The organism is Aurantimicrobium minutum (assembly GCF_002355535.1).
Taxonomy (GTDB): Bacteria; Actinomycetota; Actinomycetes; order Actinomycetales; family Microbacteriaceae; genus Aurantimicrobium; species Aurantimicrobium minutum.
On sequence record NZ_AP017457.1, the window covers coordinates 511,043 to 527,173 of the forward strand.

Below are 16,131 nucleotides of genomic sequence, written 5' to 3' on the forward strand. Positions count from 1 at the left end.
TTCGTTTCCTCATAGACTCGAGCCATGGCAATTCTTGAAACAGTTCATGGTCCCCGGGACCTCGATCGACTGAGCCAAGAGGAACTCGTTCAACTCTCCGCCGAAATTAGAGAGTTTTTGGTCCGAGAGGTTGCCCGCTCTGGCGGGCACCTCGGGCCTAACCTTGGTGTAGTCGAGCTCACCATTGCTATTCACCGTGTCTTTGACTCACCTAAAGACTCCATTGTTTTCGACACGGGACATCAGTCTTATGTGCACAAACTCCTCACCGGACGTCAGGACTTTTCCAAACTTCGTGAAAAGGGTGGCATAGCTGGATATCCCCAACGATCTGAATCTGTACATGACATCGTTGAAAGTTCTCATGCTTCAAGCTCTCTATCCTGGGCAGACGGCATTTCTCGTGCATTTAACATGACCGGTCAAGATGATCGGCACGTCGTTGCCGTTGTTGGTGATGGTGCTCTCACGGGTGGAATGACCTGGGAAGCACTGAATAACATCAGCCATGACAATGCTCGCAATCTCGTCATTATCGTGAACGATAATGGCCGCAGTTACGCTCCCACTATTGGAGGAATGGCTCGATACCTCGACAAAGTGCGAACCCGAAAGAGTTATCGTAATCTCCACTTCACCAGTAGTCGTATGTTTGCCAGCATGGGCCCCTACGCACGTGCTTTTTATCGTGGTGTTCGTGGCGGTGTTCACGGTTTTCTTTCTCGTTTCACCAATAATCAAGATCTCTATGCCAATCTCGACATCAAATATCTAGGGCCGGTCAACGGTCACGATGTCAAAGCAATGGAATCTGCTCTCACGCAGGCAAAGAACTATGGTGCTCCCGTGATTGTTCACGCAATTACCCAAAAAGGTAAGGGCTACGAACCTGCTCAACAAGATATCGATGATCAATTCCACGCAGTCGGTCAGATTGATCCTGTCACAGGAAAATCTATTTCTACATCCACAGCTGTTGGGTGGACTGATGTCTTCGGCGACGAACTTGTCTCGTTAGCTGAAACCAACGACAGCATTGTTGGCATCACTGCGGCGATGTTGCGACCTACGGGCCTCCACAAGCTTCTCGAACGCTTCCCTGATCGTGTTATTGATGTTGGTATTGCAGAACAGCATGCTGTTGCTTCAGCGGCGGGACTGGCCTTTGGTGGCATGCATCCAGTCGTTGCTGTTTATGCCACGTTTATTAACCGAGCATTTGACCAGGTGCTGATGGACGTTGCCCTGCATAAGGCAGGAGTGACTTTTGTGCTTGACCGGGCAGGTGTCACCGGTCCAGACGGCCCCAGTCACCACGGAGTTTGGGATCTGTCCATACTTCAAGTTGTCCCACATATCCGCTTAGCGGCACCTCGTGATGCTGCACGTCTGCGCGAAGAGCTAGCTGAAGCGATTGCTGTCACCGATGGTCCTACCGTGATTAGATTCCCACGTGGATCTGTTGCTCACGACATTGAAGCTGTTCGTCGCAGCGCTGACGGTGTAGATGTGTTGCGTGAAGCAGCACACAAAGATGTCCTCATTGTTGCCATTGGAGCTTTTGCTCAACTTGGTCTTGACGTTGCTGATCGTCTTGCTCAACAAGGTATTGGCGCAACAGTTGTTGACCCACGTTGGATTGTTCCAGTTCCTGGAAGCATCATCGACATGGCTCGCGACCACCGTCTCGTAATTTCCTTAGAAGATGGTGTTCGTGTTGGAGGCATTGGAACACGTATCAGGCAGGATCTGCGAAGCGCAGGCGTTGACACTGCGGTTGACGAGCTGGGATTGCCAGATGAATTCCTTGATCACGCGAGCAGGAATGAAATTTTGGCCGATGCAGGGCTCACTGCGCAGGACATCGCACGAGATGTTGTCGCTCAAGTTCTCGGGAGCAAGATTCCAGTTGCCCGGCCATTACCTGACGAGGGCGCAGTTTCTGAAAATTTCCACAACAAAAACGTTTAGTTTTTTGGTCCTGCAATCATCGGATTGTGGAAAGTAGCTCCAAAGACGCGTTGGCTAGCACCAATACGGTCAAGGAATGGTGTTGCTCCACCCATCTGGAATGGCCATCCGGCACCCATAATCATGCACAAATCTATGTCTTGGGCCCCGCTGACAACCTTTTCTTCCAACATGCGGTGAATTTCGTCAGCCAGACCATCTTCGATACGTAGACGAATTTGATCCGCGGTCATGGGTGAGCTTCCGCCCTTGACGATTGCCTCTGCGCCACGGTCATAGCCGGTAATTTTGCCGGTGCGCCCTCGAACAATGATGGAGCCATGTTCAGCAAGCTTGTGCAGGTTGTCACTGCGGAAAAAACGATCAGGGAATGCGGCATGGTGTGTGTCCAGCACATGTGCACCTACTTTGAGGCCAACTAGGTCAAGAAGCTCAAATGGCGCCATCGGCATTCCGAACGATGCGACTGACTCATCGACAGTCTTGAAAGGTGTGCCTGTATCCACTGCATGCATGGCTTCACCTAGTAGTCGTGCAAGTAAGCGATTGACGACGAAACCGGGGGAGTCTGTCGTGATGACCGCTGTTTTCCCGAGTTTCTTAGCTGTGTCCATTGCGGTGGCCAGTGCTACCTCATTTGTCTGTGGTGCATTCACAACCTCAACCAAGGGCATTACCGCAACAGGGTTGAAGAAGTGGAAGCCCACCAACCGTTCGGGGTGCTTTAATTTGGCGCCGATCTCGTTGACAGACAGGCTGGAGGTATTTGTCGCCAGAATGGCGTCCTCGGTTATGTACTGCTCGATATTCGCGAAAACGTCTTGTTTTACCGAAAGTTCTTCAAATACAGCTTCAATGACCCAATCAGCGTCAGAGAAGGCCGCAGCATTAGTCGTTCCGCTTACAAGCGCTTGCAGTCGCTTGTTCTCATCTGAGGAGATGCGACCTTTGTCATGCATGGACTGTATTTCCGCATGGATGTATGTAAGAGCTTCGTCGAGTTTGTCTTGGTTAATGTCAGTGAGTACCACGGGCACTTTGAGTTTGCGCACGAATAGGAGGGCAAACTGTCGTGCCATCAATCCAGCCCCAATAACACCAACTTTGCCCACCGGACGAGCAAGCTTGGGGTCGGGGGCTCCTGCCGGCTTCTTTGCGCGTTTTTGAACCAAATCGAATGCATACATTGATGCTTGGAACTGATCACCAACAATAAGTGACGCAATAGCTTCGTCTTCTCGGGCGAAGGCTGCTTCTTTATCAACTTTTCGAGCCTGTTCAAGGAGGTCAAGAGCAACATAAGGTGCTGTGGCGACTTTCCCGAGCTTTTCTTCCACACTCTTTCGAGCGATGTTTACTGCCAAGTTCCATTTAGCTAGACGTTCAACTTTGCCAGGTTGGTGTGGGCGGTGAACCTCATGACCATTAAGCACAGCATCTGCCCATTGCAAGGATTCTTCTAAGAATCGTGCTGAACCAAACATGGCGTCAGCAATTCCTAACTCGAAGGCATCGGCAGCTTTGAGCATACGGTTGTTCTTTAGAGGGTTTTCGATGACGACTTTGAGTGCATTCTCAATACCGATCAAATTAGGAAGAAGATAAGCGCCGCCCCATCCGGGGATTAAGCCAAGAAATACTTCAGGCAACGCAATTGCACCCACCGTTGCATCGACCGTGCGGTATGAGGAGTTGAGTGCCACTTCAAGGCCTCCACCGAGCGCTAAGCCATTGATGAAGACGAAAGAGGGCACTCCCAGTTCACCTAGGCGACCAAGAGCTCTGTGGCCTAGTTGCGCGAGCTTAACGGCCATTTCTTTACTCGGCACATCACTCACTCTGCTGAGGTCAGCCCCTGCTGCCAAGATGAATTCTTTGCCGGTCACTGCAACAGCGTCAATTTCTCCTGTAGCGGCGCGATCACTGAGCGAGACAAGAAGTCGATCTAGCTCGAGTAGCCCTTGAGGGCCAAGAGTGTTCGGACGCTTGTAGTCCATTCCATTATCAAGAGTCACCAATGCGATAACTTTGCCGCTGGAAAGGGTGATGTCCTGAGAGAAGCTGTGAGTTACAACCTCTTCAGTGCTCAGAGCAATGAGGTCTGAAAAGTCAATGCTGTCGTAGTTCGTCATTACTTTGCACCATTCCAGTGTGGGTTTTCCCAAATAACAGTTCCACCTTGTCCAAGTCCAATACACATTGTGGTTATGCCATATCTGACTTCAGGGTGACGTTCGAATTGGTGCGCCAATTGAATCATTAGTCGAACACCGCTGCTAGCCAATGGGTGACCTAAAGCAATCGCGCCACCATATTCGTTGACCCGAGGGTCATCATCAGAGATGCCAAAATGATCGAGAAACGCCAATACTTGAACTGCGAAGGCTTCATTCACTTCAAACAGGCCAATTTGGTCAATAGTCAGACCTGCTTTGCGAAGAGCTTTTTCTGTAGAAGGAACGGGGCCAATTCCCATCACTTCAGGTTCAACGCCAGCAAAAGCAAAAGAGACCATCGACATTTTGATACCGAGGTTATAGCGTTCTGCCGCTTCTTCACTGGCTAGTAGGCAGATTGTTGCTCCATCGTTGAGGCCACTTGCATTTCCTGCGGTGACACGTCCATGCGGCCTAAATGGTGTCTTGAGGCCTGCAAGTCCCTCCATTGTTGTTTCTGGACGTGGAGCTTCATCGACAGTAGCCAGTGTCCATCCCTCAGCGGTTTTTGCAGAGACGGGAATCAAATCATGTTGGATAAATCCAGCAGCGTAGGCTGCTGCAACTTTTTGTTGAGAACGTAATGCGTAAGCATCTGCACGTTCCTTGGTCAGATGGGGGAACCTGTCGTGGAGCCTTTCTGCAGTTGCGCCCATGTTCAAAGCATCTGCACTGACAAGTTTTTCTGCCAAGAATCGAGGATTTGGGTCGGCATTGAATCCCATGGGATGACGGCCCATGTGTTCGACGCCACCAGCAAGGACTACGTCATAGGAACCCATTGCGATTCCGCCTGCTGTCGTCGTGACTGCTGTCATTGCACCGGCACACATACGGTCAATGGCAAACCCAGGAACATGGCGAGGAAGTCCTGCCAAGATTCCTGCCGTTCTTCCGAGAGTGAGACCTTGGTCACCTTGTTGAGTTGTAGCGGCAATCGCAACATCATCTATTTCTTCGGTTGGAAGCAGCGGATTACGCTCAAGCAGCCCCATCATTGCTTTCACGATGAGGTCATCGGCGCGAGTCTGCCAAAAGATACCTTTTTCGCCTGCGCGACCAAACGGGGTACGAACTCCGTCGACAAATACAACACGTTTTCCGGCGGTCATGATGTCCTCTCGATGCCTCTTTGCTATCTTGATGCTAATTCGTGTGATTCAGCTGTGAAACCCGGCTGTGAGTCCCTACGAAGATTCTTGGGGTTCGAGGTTAAGTTTTTGGTCGGCTTCCACAAAAGCATTAGAAATTAGCGCACAGGTTTCAGCAATCTGCCAGGGCCGTGCGCCCAATTTTTTCAATCCAGCACTAACACTGACGACAGTAACTGTGGAAGGTGGGGCCCAGGCTAGTTCGCGCAAAATACTTGGAGTGAGGAGGTTTTCAGTGGGCATACTGAGTTCTACAGCTCGGGCGCTCAGTTTTTCTTTTGCCGCATTTAGTCGTTCTAAAGCATCGGGACGTTTATCCGCCCATGCACGTGGGGGTGGAATGGTGTCAGAGGGAATGCGCATTACAGGAAGGTTTTCGTCAGCAGTGCCAGCGCGCACAGCCTCCCACCACACGTCGAGCATGCTGCGGCTTGCACGCCCATTGAATTCTTTACACGCTGCAAGTTCACCCTTGGTGGAAAAAGTTCGCTTGCTTGCGGCCACGATCGAGCTATCTGGAATGAGGCGACCGGGTGAGATGTCTTTTGTCTGAGCAACCACATCTCTTGCATTCCACAGCGCCCGTGCAACAGCAAGTTGCCTAGGGGAGCGCAGGGTATGAAGACCTGAAATTTTTCTCCACGGTTCAGTGCTGATTATTTTCTCAGGTTTATCAAGCGTTGCTTGAAACTCTTCGTGAGCCCAACTGAGTTTGTTGGACTCGATGAGCAGTTTTTCAATTTCATCTCTGAGATCAACAAGTAATTCAACATCTTGAGCCGCATACGTCAACCAAGGTTCAGGAAGAGGTCTGGTTGACCAATCTGCTGCACTATGTTCTTTTGCCAGGTGGACACCCAGTAATTCTTCTATAACGGAGCCCAGGCCCACCCGATCTAAGCCCAACAAACGGGCAGAAAGTTCGGTATCAAAAATTCGTTGCGGGGAAATTCCCACTTCTCTCAAACACGCCAGATCCTGACTAGCCGCATGAAGGACCCATTCTTCGGTGTGATTGTGTCGAAATAACTCCGACATGTCACCAATAGCTGGAGGATCAAATAAAAAAGTTCCTGCTTCGCGTCGATGAACTTGGATGAGATATGCACGCTGTGAATAGGTGAATCCAGATGCCCGTTCCGCATCGATGGCGATTGGTCCAGTTCCCTGAGAAATCACATCGCACGCGGCGAGAAATTCTTTGGGTGAAGCGATGACGTGAACCCTAACCACGCTCCCTGCGGCGTGCAGTCAAACTGACAGCTTCTGCTGTGGGAGGCAAGCCGGCAAGCATGCACAAGAGTTCACCCCATGCGTCTGCTTGATCTCCCATTTCCGAGGAGGCAGGAGACCACGAAGCTCGAAGTTCAATTTGCGCACCATCACCGGCATCTTCAAGCTCACCAAACCCTGTCGAAAGAATTCGAGTAGCTGTGCCAGAAGGATTAAAGTATTCGGCTTTGCGCGTTGCCAGAGCATCGACCAACCATGACCACGCAACGTTGGCTAGGAATGGGTCAAGTCCGATGTCAGCTTCTAATGGTGCTTGGGCATAAGCAACTACGCGGAAGGAGCCACCCCAAGATTCGGGTTCTTCTGGGTCATAGAGAAGGATGAATCGTCCTGTGCCATGTTGGGATTCGTGTTCATGTTCGGCAATGAGAACATCTGCTGCGAGAGCATAGCTGTAAGGAGCAACCCCCGATGGGGAATCAATGACCCGAACCGTGAGTTCTTCTCGAAATGCGACGGAAGAAATGCTCTCTACTGCGCGTTGAAATTCTTCAGGAGCATTCTGCTGTGTGGTCACATATACGACCCTAAAGTTCCCGAATTAGTGCGGCTTAGCGGCTCGCCGCCAAAAACGGAAAGTCATCTCTGAGGATTTCTCAGTCAGTTCTGAGAGAAGTTGATACTCAGAGAAATCAATGAAGTCAGGAGCTGTTGAATCTTCATTTCGAAATGTCAACGCTATCTCGTCAAAGCACACGCGTTGATGAACAAGTTCTGCGGTGGCTAGGCCGCCTTCACAAAGGATTTTGTTTTCGTTTTCTCGCAAATTATGAAGTGCCGAGCTCAAGCTAGGTGCAATAAACAACCTATCCGGATGTGGGCATGTTTCTAAAGGGAGATTTCCTGTCTTGCTTAAAACGATCAGACGTCCGGTTGGCGGGAAGAACCACCCCTCTTTTCTGACAGATTCTGCACCAAGTAACACCACGTCTGCGTCTTTACGAATCAGTCGAAGGATTCTCCGGTCCTGCGCAGAGGTCAGGCTAACTGAAGTTCCATCTTCTCCTGCGGTTGTTCCTGACGGCCCAATAAGCATGTTGAGACGAAAAGTCAGAGATGAGGGCCACGCATAAATTTGTGAAAGTTGTACATCGGTACGTGTGGAACTTTCAACCATGTTTTTAGATGGATTTCTCTCGAATTTGGCGTTTCATGCGCCACAACATTCCTGTCATCCCGCGCACACGAAGTGGGGAAATGAGCGCGTTGAGACCCAGGGTGCTGGGGAAATCATCGGGTATGTCCAAAGCTTCTTGCACTGTGAGGCCTGTCAAACCTTGCACCAGGATGCTGGCAAACCCTCGAGTGGTAGGTGCTTGTTCTGGCGCTGTTGCGTGCACGGCAACGCGCCCATCGTGAACGTCAACAAAAATGTAAACAGGAGACTGACATTCCTCGACTTTTTCAAGTAGCTCAGGATGATCCTGGTACTCGGAAGGTAAAGCAGGAAGTTCCTCTGCGAACTCAATGAGGAGTTGAATTTTGTCCTTGTCACCAAGGTCAAGGAAATCTTCTTGAGTTTGAGCGAGTACCTGTGGAAGTTCAGTCATGATGCTTCCATCATCTCAGGTGTGAACAGAGTTAATCTCTCTGCATTCGAGTAATTAGTCGACTAAGACACCGGGTTCTGTGCCCTTGACGATGGGAACGCGAACAGCCGAACCCCATTCAGTCCAAGATCCGTCGTAATTACGAACTCCGGTAAAGCCAAGGAGGTAGTTCAGCACAAACCAGGTGTGACTCGAGCGCTCACCAATTCGGCAGTATGCGATGACGTCATCTCCGGGCTTGAGCCCTGCCTCGACCAGGTACAGCTGTTCGAGTTCCTGACGTGATTTGAACGTTCCGTCTTCATTCGCTGCTTTAGCCCATGGAACGCTGGCCGCACCAGGAATGTGACCGCCTCGGAGGGCCCCTTCTTCGGGGTAGGCAGGCATGTGAGTGCGTTCACCTGAGTATTCTTCAGGGCTTCGTACATCAATCATTGGCTTACCGATGTGGGCAAGAGTGTCAGCAAGATATGCGCGGATAGGAGAATCGTTGCGATCTACAACTGGATAAGAGCTTGGTGTGATTGCCGGCTGTTCCTTTGTGAGTTCACGACCCTCGGCGATCCACTTGTCACGTCCTCCATCGAGGAGGCGAACGTCTTCGTGTCCAAAAAGCTTGAAAACCCAGAGTGCATAAGCAGCCCACCAGTTACTTTTATCGCCATAGATAACAACGGTTGTGTCTCGAGAGATTCCCTTTGAACTCAGTAATTCAGCAAATTGGGGGCCCTGGACATAGTCACGAAGCACGGGGTCGTTGAGGTCTGTGTGCCAGTCGATTTTGACTGCGCCAGGGATGTGACCAATTTCGTAGAGCAGAACATCTTCATCGGATTCGACAACGACAAGTTGAGGATTGTCGAGGTTTTCCTGTAACCATTGAGTGCTCACAATGGCTTCAGGATGTGCGTATTCTGCAAACTTTTCAGACGAATCAATAGGTACGCTCATGGCTCCACTTTTCACTCAGGTTAGATTTCAGGACACCAAGCATTGCTCTGGTTACGCAATAGGCTTGTGCTGCACCTACGAGACTACGTAGAGATTCGTTATGTGCCAACCCCACACCCCTTATTTTGTGCTTATGTTGAGGAATATTTCAGGAAAATGACTTCCGTGCAGTCCCTTGTTGAATTACACCCCACACTTGATGCGGGTGCAATCGTCAGCAGCCTGGTTCCTCCGCCGCAATTCACTCAGGCACGTTTCGACAATTACATTCCCAACCCTGAGTATCCCTCTCAAGAAGAAGCACGCACCATTCTTGAAGAATTTGCTGGAAAAAACACGGCTGTTATCAAGCAGGCAAAGCTCTTTAGTCGCAACAAGAAAACTGAGGAACAGCCTCCCGGGGTTTACCTTGACGGAGGTTTTGGTGTCGGTAAAACCCACTTGCTCGCGGCAGCGTGGAATTCTGCTTCCGGAAAGAAGTATTTCGGAACCTTTTTGCAGTACACCTCGCTTGTCGGTGCACTGGGCTATGTCAAAGCGGTTGAAGCACTCAAGGGTGCCAGTTTGATTTGTATAGACGAGTTCGAGCTGGATGATCCTGGCGACACAATGATGATGACTCGAATGCTGGGAGAACTCGTAGCTGGCGGAACGCGTGTAGCTGCAACAAGCAATACCCCTCCTGCGGCCTTGGGCGAGGGGCGTTTTGCCGCCGCAGACTTCCTCAGAGAAATTCAAGCGCTGGCCTCGAACTTCAGGACTATTCGCATAGACGGTACTGACTATCGCCAACGTGCTGCCGAAGGTGTATCGCGAGTTACCTCACCCCGAGACATAGCAACTTACGTTTCGGAACAACGCGCAGCAGGTGCCACCGTTACTGTCGACCGTTTTGATGCTCTGTTGGCACACCTTGCAACTGTGCACCCTTCTGTCTATGTTCGTCTTCTGGACAACGTAGACACCCTAGTCCTTGAAGATGTTCACGTCATCATGGGGCAGACAGATGCTCTTCGTTTGGTCGCTTTCATTGACCGTGTGTATGACGCTCAAATCCCGATCATCGCTTCAGGTACACCAATTTCCGATGTGTTTGGTGGTGACATGGTCAACGGCGGATATCGCAAGAAGTATCTCCGTTGCGTTTCACGTCTGATTGCTTTGACCAATTTCTAGCTCAGAAATCTGTTTGAAACACAACCTCGTTATTTGTAACACTTACGTCACCTCGTAGAACACCCCCGGTAACGAACTTCATTCACACTCATGAATAGAGACGGTGAACTATCCGTCACCATTCGTGAAAGAGGTTGAAATGGATCAAGGCAACACCGCCTTCGTGCTCATCAGCGCAGCACTGGTGCTCCTGATGACTCCCGCCCTGGCGTTCTTCTATGGCGGTCTCGTCAAAGCTAAGAGTGTCGTCAGCATGATGATGTTGAGCTTTGGCTCTCTTGCGCTCATTGGTGTCTTGTGGGTTATCTACGGATACTCCATCGCATTCGCCAATGAAGGCTCATCGACGTTTTATGGCATAGACGGAATCATTGGTATCGATACCGCATACATCGGTCTTGAAGGCTTACTAGAAACTCCCGAGGGCGCAGCATTCCCACCCTTGGCCTTCGCAGCATTCCAAGCCACTTTTGCAATCATCACTGTTGCTCTGATTAGCGGTTCAATCGCCGACAGAGCAAAGTTTGGCGCTTGGCTTGTATTCGCAGGTATTTGGGCAACAATTGTGTACTTCCCAGTAGCTTCCTGGGTATTCAACTTCACCATCGTGGACGGCAAGATTGTTGACGGTGGTTGGATCGCCTACAACCTGGGCGCAATTGACTTTGCAGGTGGCACGGCTGTCCACATCAACGCGGGTGCAGCAGCTCTTGCATTGGCACTTGTCTTGGGCAAGAGGATTGGTTTTGCAAAGGGTGTTGCAAAGCCTCACAACGTGCCACTGGTTCTTCTCGGTGCAGGATTGCTCTGGTTTGGCTGGTTTGGCTTCAATGCAGGATCGGAACTTGCAGCGGACGGGGTTGCTTCCCTGGCATTCATCAACACGATTGCTGCACCAGCGGCAGCTGTATTGGGATGGTTGCTTATTGAGCGCATCAAGGAGGGTAAGGCCACTTCAGTGGGAGCTGCCTCGGGCGCAGTTGCTGGTTTGGTTGCGATCACACCTGCATGTGCAAACCTGACACCAATGTGGGCAATTCTGTTGGGCCTCATCGCTGGTGCTGTCTGTGCACTTGCCATTGAGCTCAAATTCACTTTCGGGTTTGATGACTCTCTGGATGTAGTGGGTATTCACCTTGTGGGTGGTTTGATCGGAACCTTGTTCCTTGGGTTCTTCGCAACCGAAGTTGGATTCTTCTTCTCTGGTTCATTTGAACAACTCGGAAAGCAGGCTATTGCTGCCTTTACCGTACTGGTCTTCTCGTTCGTTCTCAGTTACATCATTGGAACAATCATTGAGAAGACCATGGGGTTCCGTATCAAGAATGAGGACGAGCTCGCTGGTATCGACACAATTGTCCACGGCGAAGAGGGATATGCGCTTCAGGAGGCATAAACCTTGAATTAGTTCCATCACTCCTCATGTCTAGGCCCTGTAGTTTTTCACAGGGCCTAGACACGATTAATCTGTTCGAAACATAAACGCTTCATATCTGAAACGCGTATGCCAAAGAATCTCCTCTGGAGGTTCTCATGGATACAGGTAATACCGCTTTTCTGATTATTTGCACCGCGCTGGTGTTGATGATGACACCAGCTCTGGCTTTCTTCTACGGCGGTCTTGTCCGTGCCAAGAGCGTCATCAGCATGATGATGCTCAGTTTTGGCTCCATGGCTATTGTCGGCGTTTTGTGGATTATCTATGGCTACGCCATCGCATTCCCAGCTCTGGGTGGCCCTGCAACGTACGGAATCCCCGGTGTATTCAACATCGACTTAGCTCACATGGGATTAGAAAATCTCATTGAAGTTCCAGACGGGGCAACTGTTCCTCCTCTCGTTTTTGCCGCTTTCCAAGCTACGTTCGCGATGATTACTGTTGCGCTCATTTCAGGAGCAATCGCTGACCGTGCAAAGTTTGGTGCATGGATGGTGTTTGCAGGCGTGTGGGCAACCATTGTCTACTTCCCAGTAGCCTCCTGGATCTTTAATTTCACTGTTGAAGACGGTGAAATTACCAGTGGCGGATGGTTGGTCTACAACGTGGGTGCACTTGACTTCGCGGGTGGAACAGCTGTTGAAATCAACTCTGGTGCAGCTGCGCTGGCACTTGCTTTAGTTCTTGGAAAACGAATTGGTTTCGCCAAGGGAGTTCATAAGCCCCACAACGTACCATTCGTTCTCTTGGGCGCAGGATTGCTGTGGTTTGGCTGGTTTGGTTTCAATGCTGGTTCTGCAATTGCCGCAGATGGTGTTGCTGCCATTGCCCTGATTAACACCATGGCAGCAGGTGCTGCCGGAATTATCGGATGGCTTATTGTCGAACGTATTAAGGATGGCAAGGCAACCTCCGTCGGTGCCGCCTCAGGTGCCGTTGCGGGTCTTGTTGCGATTACACCCTCGTGTGCTTACCTCACCCCAAGCTGGGCTCTCGTTCTCGGTATTCTCACCGGTGTCTTGTGTGCACTTGCGGTTGAGCTCAAATTCACTTTTGGCTTTGATGACTCTCTGGATGTTGTGGGAATTCACCTCGTTGGTGGGTTGATTGGAACATTGTTCCTTGGCTTCTTTGCTACTGAAGTTGGACTCATTTACTCGGGTTCATTTGATCAACTCGGGAAGCAAGCCATCGCAGCATTTAGCGTTCTGATCTATTCCTTCACTCTCTCGTTTGCAATTGGTTGGGTAATTGACAAGACAATGGGATTCCGTGTCAAGAATGAAGATGAGCTTGCTGGTATTGACCTCGTCATGCACGGTGAAGAGAGTTACGACTACTAAAAAATGCGTGTCAGGTTTTGCGTTCACGCTGAGTTCTCGATAAAGTTCCAAGGTACTCTTTAGAGTGCAACGCGGATGTGGCGCAGTGGTAGCGCATAACCTTGCCAAGGTTAGGGTCGCGAGTTCGAATCTCGTCATCCGCTCGAGTGTGGTCAGTCCTACGGCCGACTCATTGTTAGCGTGGGTAACCACCTACGGTGGATTGGCCGAGAGGATAGGCAGCGGCCTGCAAAGCCGTCCACACCGGTTCGAATCCGGTATCCACCTCCAAAACCACGTTTTCGGACATGGCTTTGAGCGATTGGCGCAGCGGTAGCGCGCTTCCCTGACACGGAAGAGGTCGCTGGTTCGATCCCAGTATCGCTCACTGAAAACCCCCGGATTTCCGGGGGTTTTTCTTTTGGCTAGGCTGTAAGTCGAGAAAGTTATTAGAGGAGTCCACTTCGTGTCTGACGTTTCCGGTTCACTCACCGTTCAAGCTTCCAGTGATGGCTTCGCGCTCTATACAGACCGCAGCATTGTTGCGATACGCGTCAACGGTGAGTTACGTGACCTAGCTCATATCTTGCAGCCAGGAGATGAAGTCGAACCCGTATATGTGGATTCTGCAGACGGACTCAACATTCTTCGACACTCAGCTGCCCACGTTCTCGCCCAAGCGGTTCAGAACGTGAACCCCAAAGCAAAATTGGGCATTGGGCCACCTGTTACAGATGGTTTCTACTACGACTTCGATGTCGAGGAAGCTTTCACACCAGAAGACATGAAGGCTTTGGAAAAGGCTATGTCTCGCATTGTCCGTGCAGGACAGCGCTTCATGCGCCGAGTTGTCACTGAAGATGAAGCTCGAGCAGAACTTGCTTCTGAGCCATACAAACTCGAACTCATCGGTCTCAAAGGCGGTAACACAGGAGACGACAACGAGAGCGTTGAAGTCGGCGGTAATGAACTGACCATTTACGACAACGTTGATCCATCCACGGGGGAGACCGTGTGGAAGGATCTATGCCGTGGGCCACACGTTCCAAATACCCGCATCATTGGTGATGGTTTTGCTCTTACCCGGTTGGCAGCTGCTTACTGGAGAGGTTCAGAAAACAACCCTCAACTCCAGCGTGTTTATGGCACCGCTTGGCCATCAAAAGCAGATCTTCGTGCATACCAAGAACGCCTCGAAGAAGCTGCTAAGCGTGACCACCGTCGCTTGGGAAGTGAACTAGACCTGTTTAGTTTTCCCGAAGAAATTGGTTCGGGTTTACCTGTTTTTCACCCCAAGGGTGGTGTGATTCGCCGAACCATGGAGGACTACTCCCGTCGTCGCCATGAAGAAGGCGGTTACGAGTTTGTCTATTCACCTCACATCACCAAGTCGAACCTGTTCGAAACCAGCGGGCACTTGGATTGGTATGCGGATGGGATGTTCCCGCCCATGAAATTGGATGAAATTCGCAATGAGGCAGGTGAGGTCACACGCCAAGGCGTTGATTACTACCTCAAACCAATGAATTGCCCATTCCACATTTTGATCTTTAAGTCCCGGTCCAAGAGCTACCGTGAACTGCCTTTACGATTGTTCGAGTTTGGTTCTGTTTATCGCTATGAGAAATCAGGCGTGGTTCACGGTCTCACTCGTGTTCGCGGCATGACTCAGGACGATGCTCACATCTTCACCACGCGCGAGAACATGAAAGAAGAACTCACAAATGTTCTGAACTTTGTGCTTTCCTTGCTGCGTGACTACGGCCTTGATGATTTTTATCTTGAGCTTTCTACAAAGGACCCCAAGAAGTATGTCGGCGATGACGCAATCTGGGACGAAGCCACCGAGACGCTGCGGCAAGTCGCAGAAGACTCAGGTTTGACCTTGGTTCCAGATCCAGGCGGCGCTGCCTTCTATGGCCCCAAGATCTCTGTTCAGGCACGTGATGCGATAGGTCGCACCTGGCAGATGTCGACCATTCAACTGGACTTCAACCTGCCAGAACGCTTCGATTTGGAATACACGGGATCTGACGGAAACCGCCACCGTCCTGTCATGATCCACCGAGCCTTATTTGGATCCATTGAACGTTTCTTCGGTGTCCTCACCGAGCACTACGCCGGCGCTTTCCCCCTCTGGTTGGCACCTGTTCAGGCCGTCGGTATTGCTGTAGCAGAAGAGTATGAGGAGTACCTCTCCAGTGTTTTAGACCAGCTCAAAGTAGAGGGGCTTCGCGTTCAACTAGATGCCAGCGATGACCGCATGCAAAAGAAGATTCGTAATGCTGCTGCTCAGAAAATTCCCGTGCAAATCATTGCTGGTGAAGAAGACAGGGCCAATGGTGCAGTGAGTTTCCGTTTCCGTGACGGTAGCCAGCGCAACGGTATCCCCATCGCTGACGCTATTGATCTTCTTGTTAGCGCCGTACGTGACCACCGTCAGGTAACGAGTGCTGAGGACCTATGAATCATTACGGAGAAGAAGAGTTTGAGGGGGTAGACCTTCGCTCAGCTTCTACTTTTGGGGCTGTTCCCGATGAATTTCAACGTTTGTGGACACCTCATCGTCTGGCTTATATCGAAAACGGTCAGCAACCATCAAAAGATGACTGTCCTTTTTGCCTCGCACCGGAAATGTCTGATGAAGAAGCTCTCATTGTTCACCGCGGGACTCACGCCTTCGTTTTGCTGAATTTATACCCCTATAACAGCGGACACCTTCTGGTTTGCCCTTATCGTCACATTGCAATGTATGACGAAGCCACTGTTGAAGAAACTGCAGAAATCGCTAGTCTGACTCAGGAAGCAATGCGAGTTTTGAAAAAAGTTGCTCGCAATGACGGTTACAACATTGGCATGAACCAGGGCCGAGTTGCTGGAGCCGGAATTGCAGATCATCTCCACCAACACGTAGTGCCACGATGGGCTACGGACTCAAATTTCTTCCCCATCATTGCCAAGAGTAAAGCGATTACTGCACTACTCGGAGATGTCCGTTCAGCGGTCGCACAAGCTTGGCGTGAACAGAACTAAACTTCTAACTGATCCTCCACTAAAGAGAAG

At 50.6% G+C, this 16,131-nt stretch carries 13 protein-coding genes and 3 tRNA genes; 9 read left to right on the forward strand and 7 right to left on the reverse strand.

Annotated elements, in window-relative coordinates; translation table 11 throughout:
• The first annotated feature begins 24 nt into the window (after positions 1-24).
• Entirely contained in the window at positions 25-1,971 is a 1,947-nt protein-coding gene (gene dxs / locus AUMI_RS02535; protein ID WP_096380959.1) for a 1-deoxy-D-xylulose-5-phosphate synthase, read from the forward strand.
• Here dxs and AUMI_RS02540 read toward each other — a convergent pair.
• The 7 genes from AUMI_RS02540 to AUMI_RS02570 form a co-directional block, all read right to left on the reverse strand.
• A complete protein-coding gene (locus AUMI_RS02540; RefSeq protein ID WP_096380962.1) occupies positions 1,968-4,103 on the reverse strand; it encodes a 3-hydroxyacyl-CoA dehydrogenase NAD-binding domain-containing protein in 2,136 nt (711 codons plus the stop codon). The two genes, dxs and AUMI_RS02540, sit on opposite strands and share 4 nt — an antisense overlap.
• Complete coding sequence (locus tag AUMI_RS02545) at positions 4,103-5,299, reverse strand: thiolase family protein (RefSeq protein WP_096380963.1); 1,197 nt, start codon at positions 5,297-5,299, stop codon at positions 4,103-4,105. The genes AUMI_RS02540 and AUMI_RS02545 overlap by 1 nt, the downstream gene beginning before the upstream one ends.
• A gap of 75 nt (positions 5,300-5,374) precedes the next feature.
• The gene (locus AUMI_RS02550; protein ID WP_096380966.1) at positions 5,375-6,571 is read right to left on the reverse strand and encodes an HRDC domain-containing protein; all 1,197 of its coding nucleotides are present in this window, start codon (positions 6,569-6,571) and stop codon (positions 5,375-5,377) included.
• Entirely contained in the window at positions 6,564-7,148 is a 585-nt protein-coding gene (locus AUMI_RS02555; RefSeq protein WP_096380968.1) for a DUF3000 domain-containing protein, read from the reverse strand. The genes AUMI_RS02550 and AUMI_RS02555 overlap by 8 nt, the downstream gene beginning before the upstream one ends.
• 24 nt (positions 7,149-7,172) lie before the next feature.
• Positions 7,173-7,748 carry a dihydrofolate reductase family protein gene (locus AUMI_RS02560; protein WP_096380971.1) on the reverse strand — a complete coding sequence of 192 codons (576 nt, stop codon included), beginning with the start codon at positions 7,746-7,748 and terminating at the stop codon, positions 7,173-7,175.
• A gap of 4 nt (positions 7,749-7,752) precedes the next feature.
• The gene (locus AUMI_RS02565; protein WP_096380973.1) at positions 7,753-8,181 is read right to left on the reverse strand and encodes a SufE family protein; all 429 of its coding nucleotides are present in this window, start codon (positions 8,179-8,181) and stop codon (positions 7,753-7,755) included.
• A gap of 54 nt (positions 8,182-8,235) precedes the next feature.
• On the reverse strand, positions 8,236-9,132 hold the full coding sequence (locus AUMI_RS02570; protein ID WP_096380976.1) for a sulfurtransferase: 897 nt from the start codon (positions 9,130-9,132) through the stop codon (positions 8,236-8,238).
• Between the two features lie 156 nt (positions 9,133-9,288).
• On the opposite strand from AUMI_RS02570, the gene zapE reads away from it, so the two are divergent.
• The 8 genes from zapE (at position 9,289) to AUMI_RS02610 (ending at position 16,101) form a co-directional block, all read left to right on the forward strand.
• Complete coding sequence (gene zapE / locus AUMI_RS02575) at positions 9,289-10,308, forward strand: cell division protein ZapE (protein ID WP_096380978.1); 1,020 nt, start codon at positions 9,289-9,291, stop codon at positions 10,306-10,308.
• Between the two features lie 139 nt (positions 10,309-10,447).
• Positions 10,448-11,704 carry an ammonium transporter gene (locus tag AUMI_RS02580; protein ID WP_096383409.1) on the forward strand — a complete coding sequence of 419 codons (1,257 nt, stop codon included), beginning with the start codon at positions 10,448-10,450 and terminating at the stop codon, positions 11,702-11,704.
• Between the two features lie 137 nt (positions 11,705-11,841).
• A complete protein-coding gene (locus tag AUMI_RS02585; RefSeq protein WP_096380981.1) occupies positions 11,842-13,089 on the forward strand; it encodes an ammonium transporter in 1,248 nt (415 codons plus the stop codon).
• A 71-nt stretch (positions 13,090-13,160) separates the two neighbouring features.
• Positions 13,161-13,232: transfer RNA gene (locus tag AUMI_RS02590), tRNA-Gly, on the forward strand.
• Positions 13,233-13,285: 53 nt separating this feature from the next.
• Positions 13,286-13,359 (forward strand) — tRNA-Cys (locus AUMI_RS02595).
• 25 nt (positions 13,360-13,384) lie between these two features.
• Positions 13,385-13,456, forward strand: a tRNA-Val gene (locus AUMI_RS02600).
• A gap of 78 nt (positions 13,457-13,534) precedes the next feature.
• Positions 13,535-15,535 (forward strand): threonine--tRNA ligase, encoded by a 2,001-nt coding sequence (thrS, locus tag AUMI_RS02605; protein WP_096380983.1) that lies wholly within the window; start codon positions 13,535-13,537, stop codon positions 15,533-15,535.
• Positions 15,532-16,101 carry an HIT family protein gene (locus AUMI_RS02610; RefSeq protein ID WP_096380986.1) on the forward strand — a complete coding sequence of 190 codons (570 nt, stop codon included), beginning with the start codon at positions 15,532-15,534 and terminating at the stop codon, positions 16,099-16,101. The genes thrS and AUMI_RS02610 overlap by 4 nt, the downstream gene beginning before the upstream one ends.
• Positions 16,102-16,131: the final 30 nt, after the last annotated feature.

Bases quoted from the DNA above. Each gene is read 5' to 3' on its own strand.
- dxs (WP_096380959.1), top strand. From the start codon at position 25: ATGGCAATTCTTGAAACAGTTCATGGTCCCCGGGACCTCGATCGACTG.
- AUMI_RS02540 (WP_096380962.1), bottom strand. From the start codon at position 4,103: ATGACGAACTACGACAGCATTGACTTTTCAGACCTCATTGCTCTGAGC.
- AUMI_RS02545 (WP_096380963.1), bottom strand. From the start codon at position 5,299: ATGACCGCCGGAAAACGTGTTGTATTTGTCGACGGAGTTCGTACCCCG.
- AUMI_RS02560 (WP_096380971.1), bottom strand. From the start codon at position 7,748: ATGGTTGAAAGTTCCACACGTACCGATGTACAACTTTCACAAATTTAT.
- AUMI_RS02565 (WP_096380973.1), bottom strand. From the start codon at position 8,181: ATGACTGAACTTCCACAGGTACTCGCTCAAACTCAAGAAGATTTCCTT.
- AUMI_RS02570 (WP_096380976.1), bottom strand. From the start codon at position 9,132: ATGAGCGTACCTATTGATTCGTCTGAAAAGTTTGCAGAATACGCACAT.
- zapE (WP_096380978.1), top strand. From the start codon at position 9,289: ATGACTTCCGTGCAGTCCCTTGTTGAATTACACCCCACACTTGATGCG.
- AUMI_RS02580 (WP_096383409.1), top strand. From the start codon at position 10,448: ATGGATCAAGGCAACACCGCCTTCGTGCTCATCAGCGCAGCACTGGTG.
- AUMI_RS02585 (WP_096380981.1), top strand. From the start codon at position 11,842: ATGGATACAGGTAATACCGCTTTTCTGATTATTTGCACCGCGCTGGTG.
- AUMI_RS02610 (WP_096380986.1), top strand. From the start codon at position 15,532: ATGAATCATTACGGAGAAGAAGAGTTTGAGGGGGTAGACCTTCGCTCA.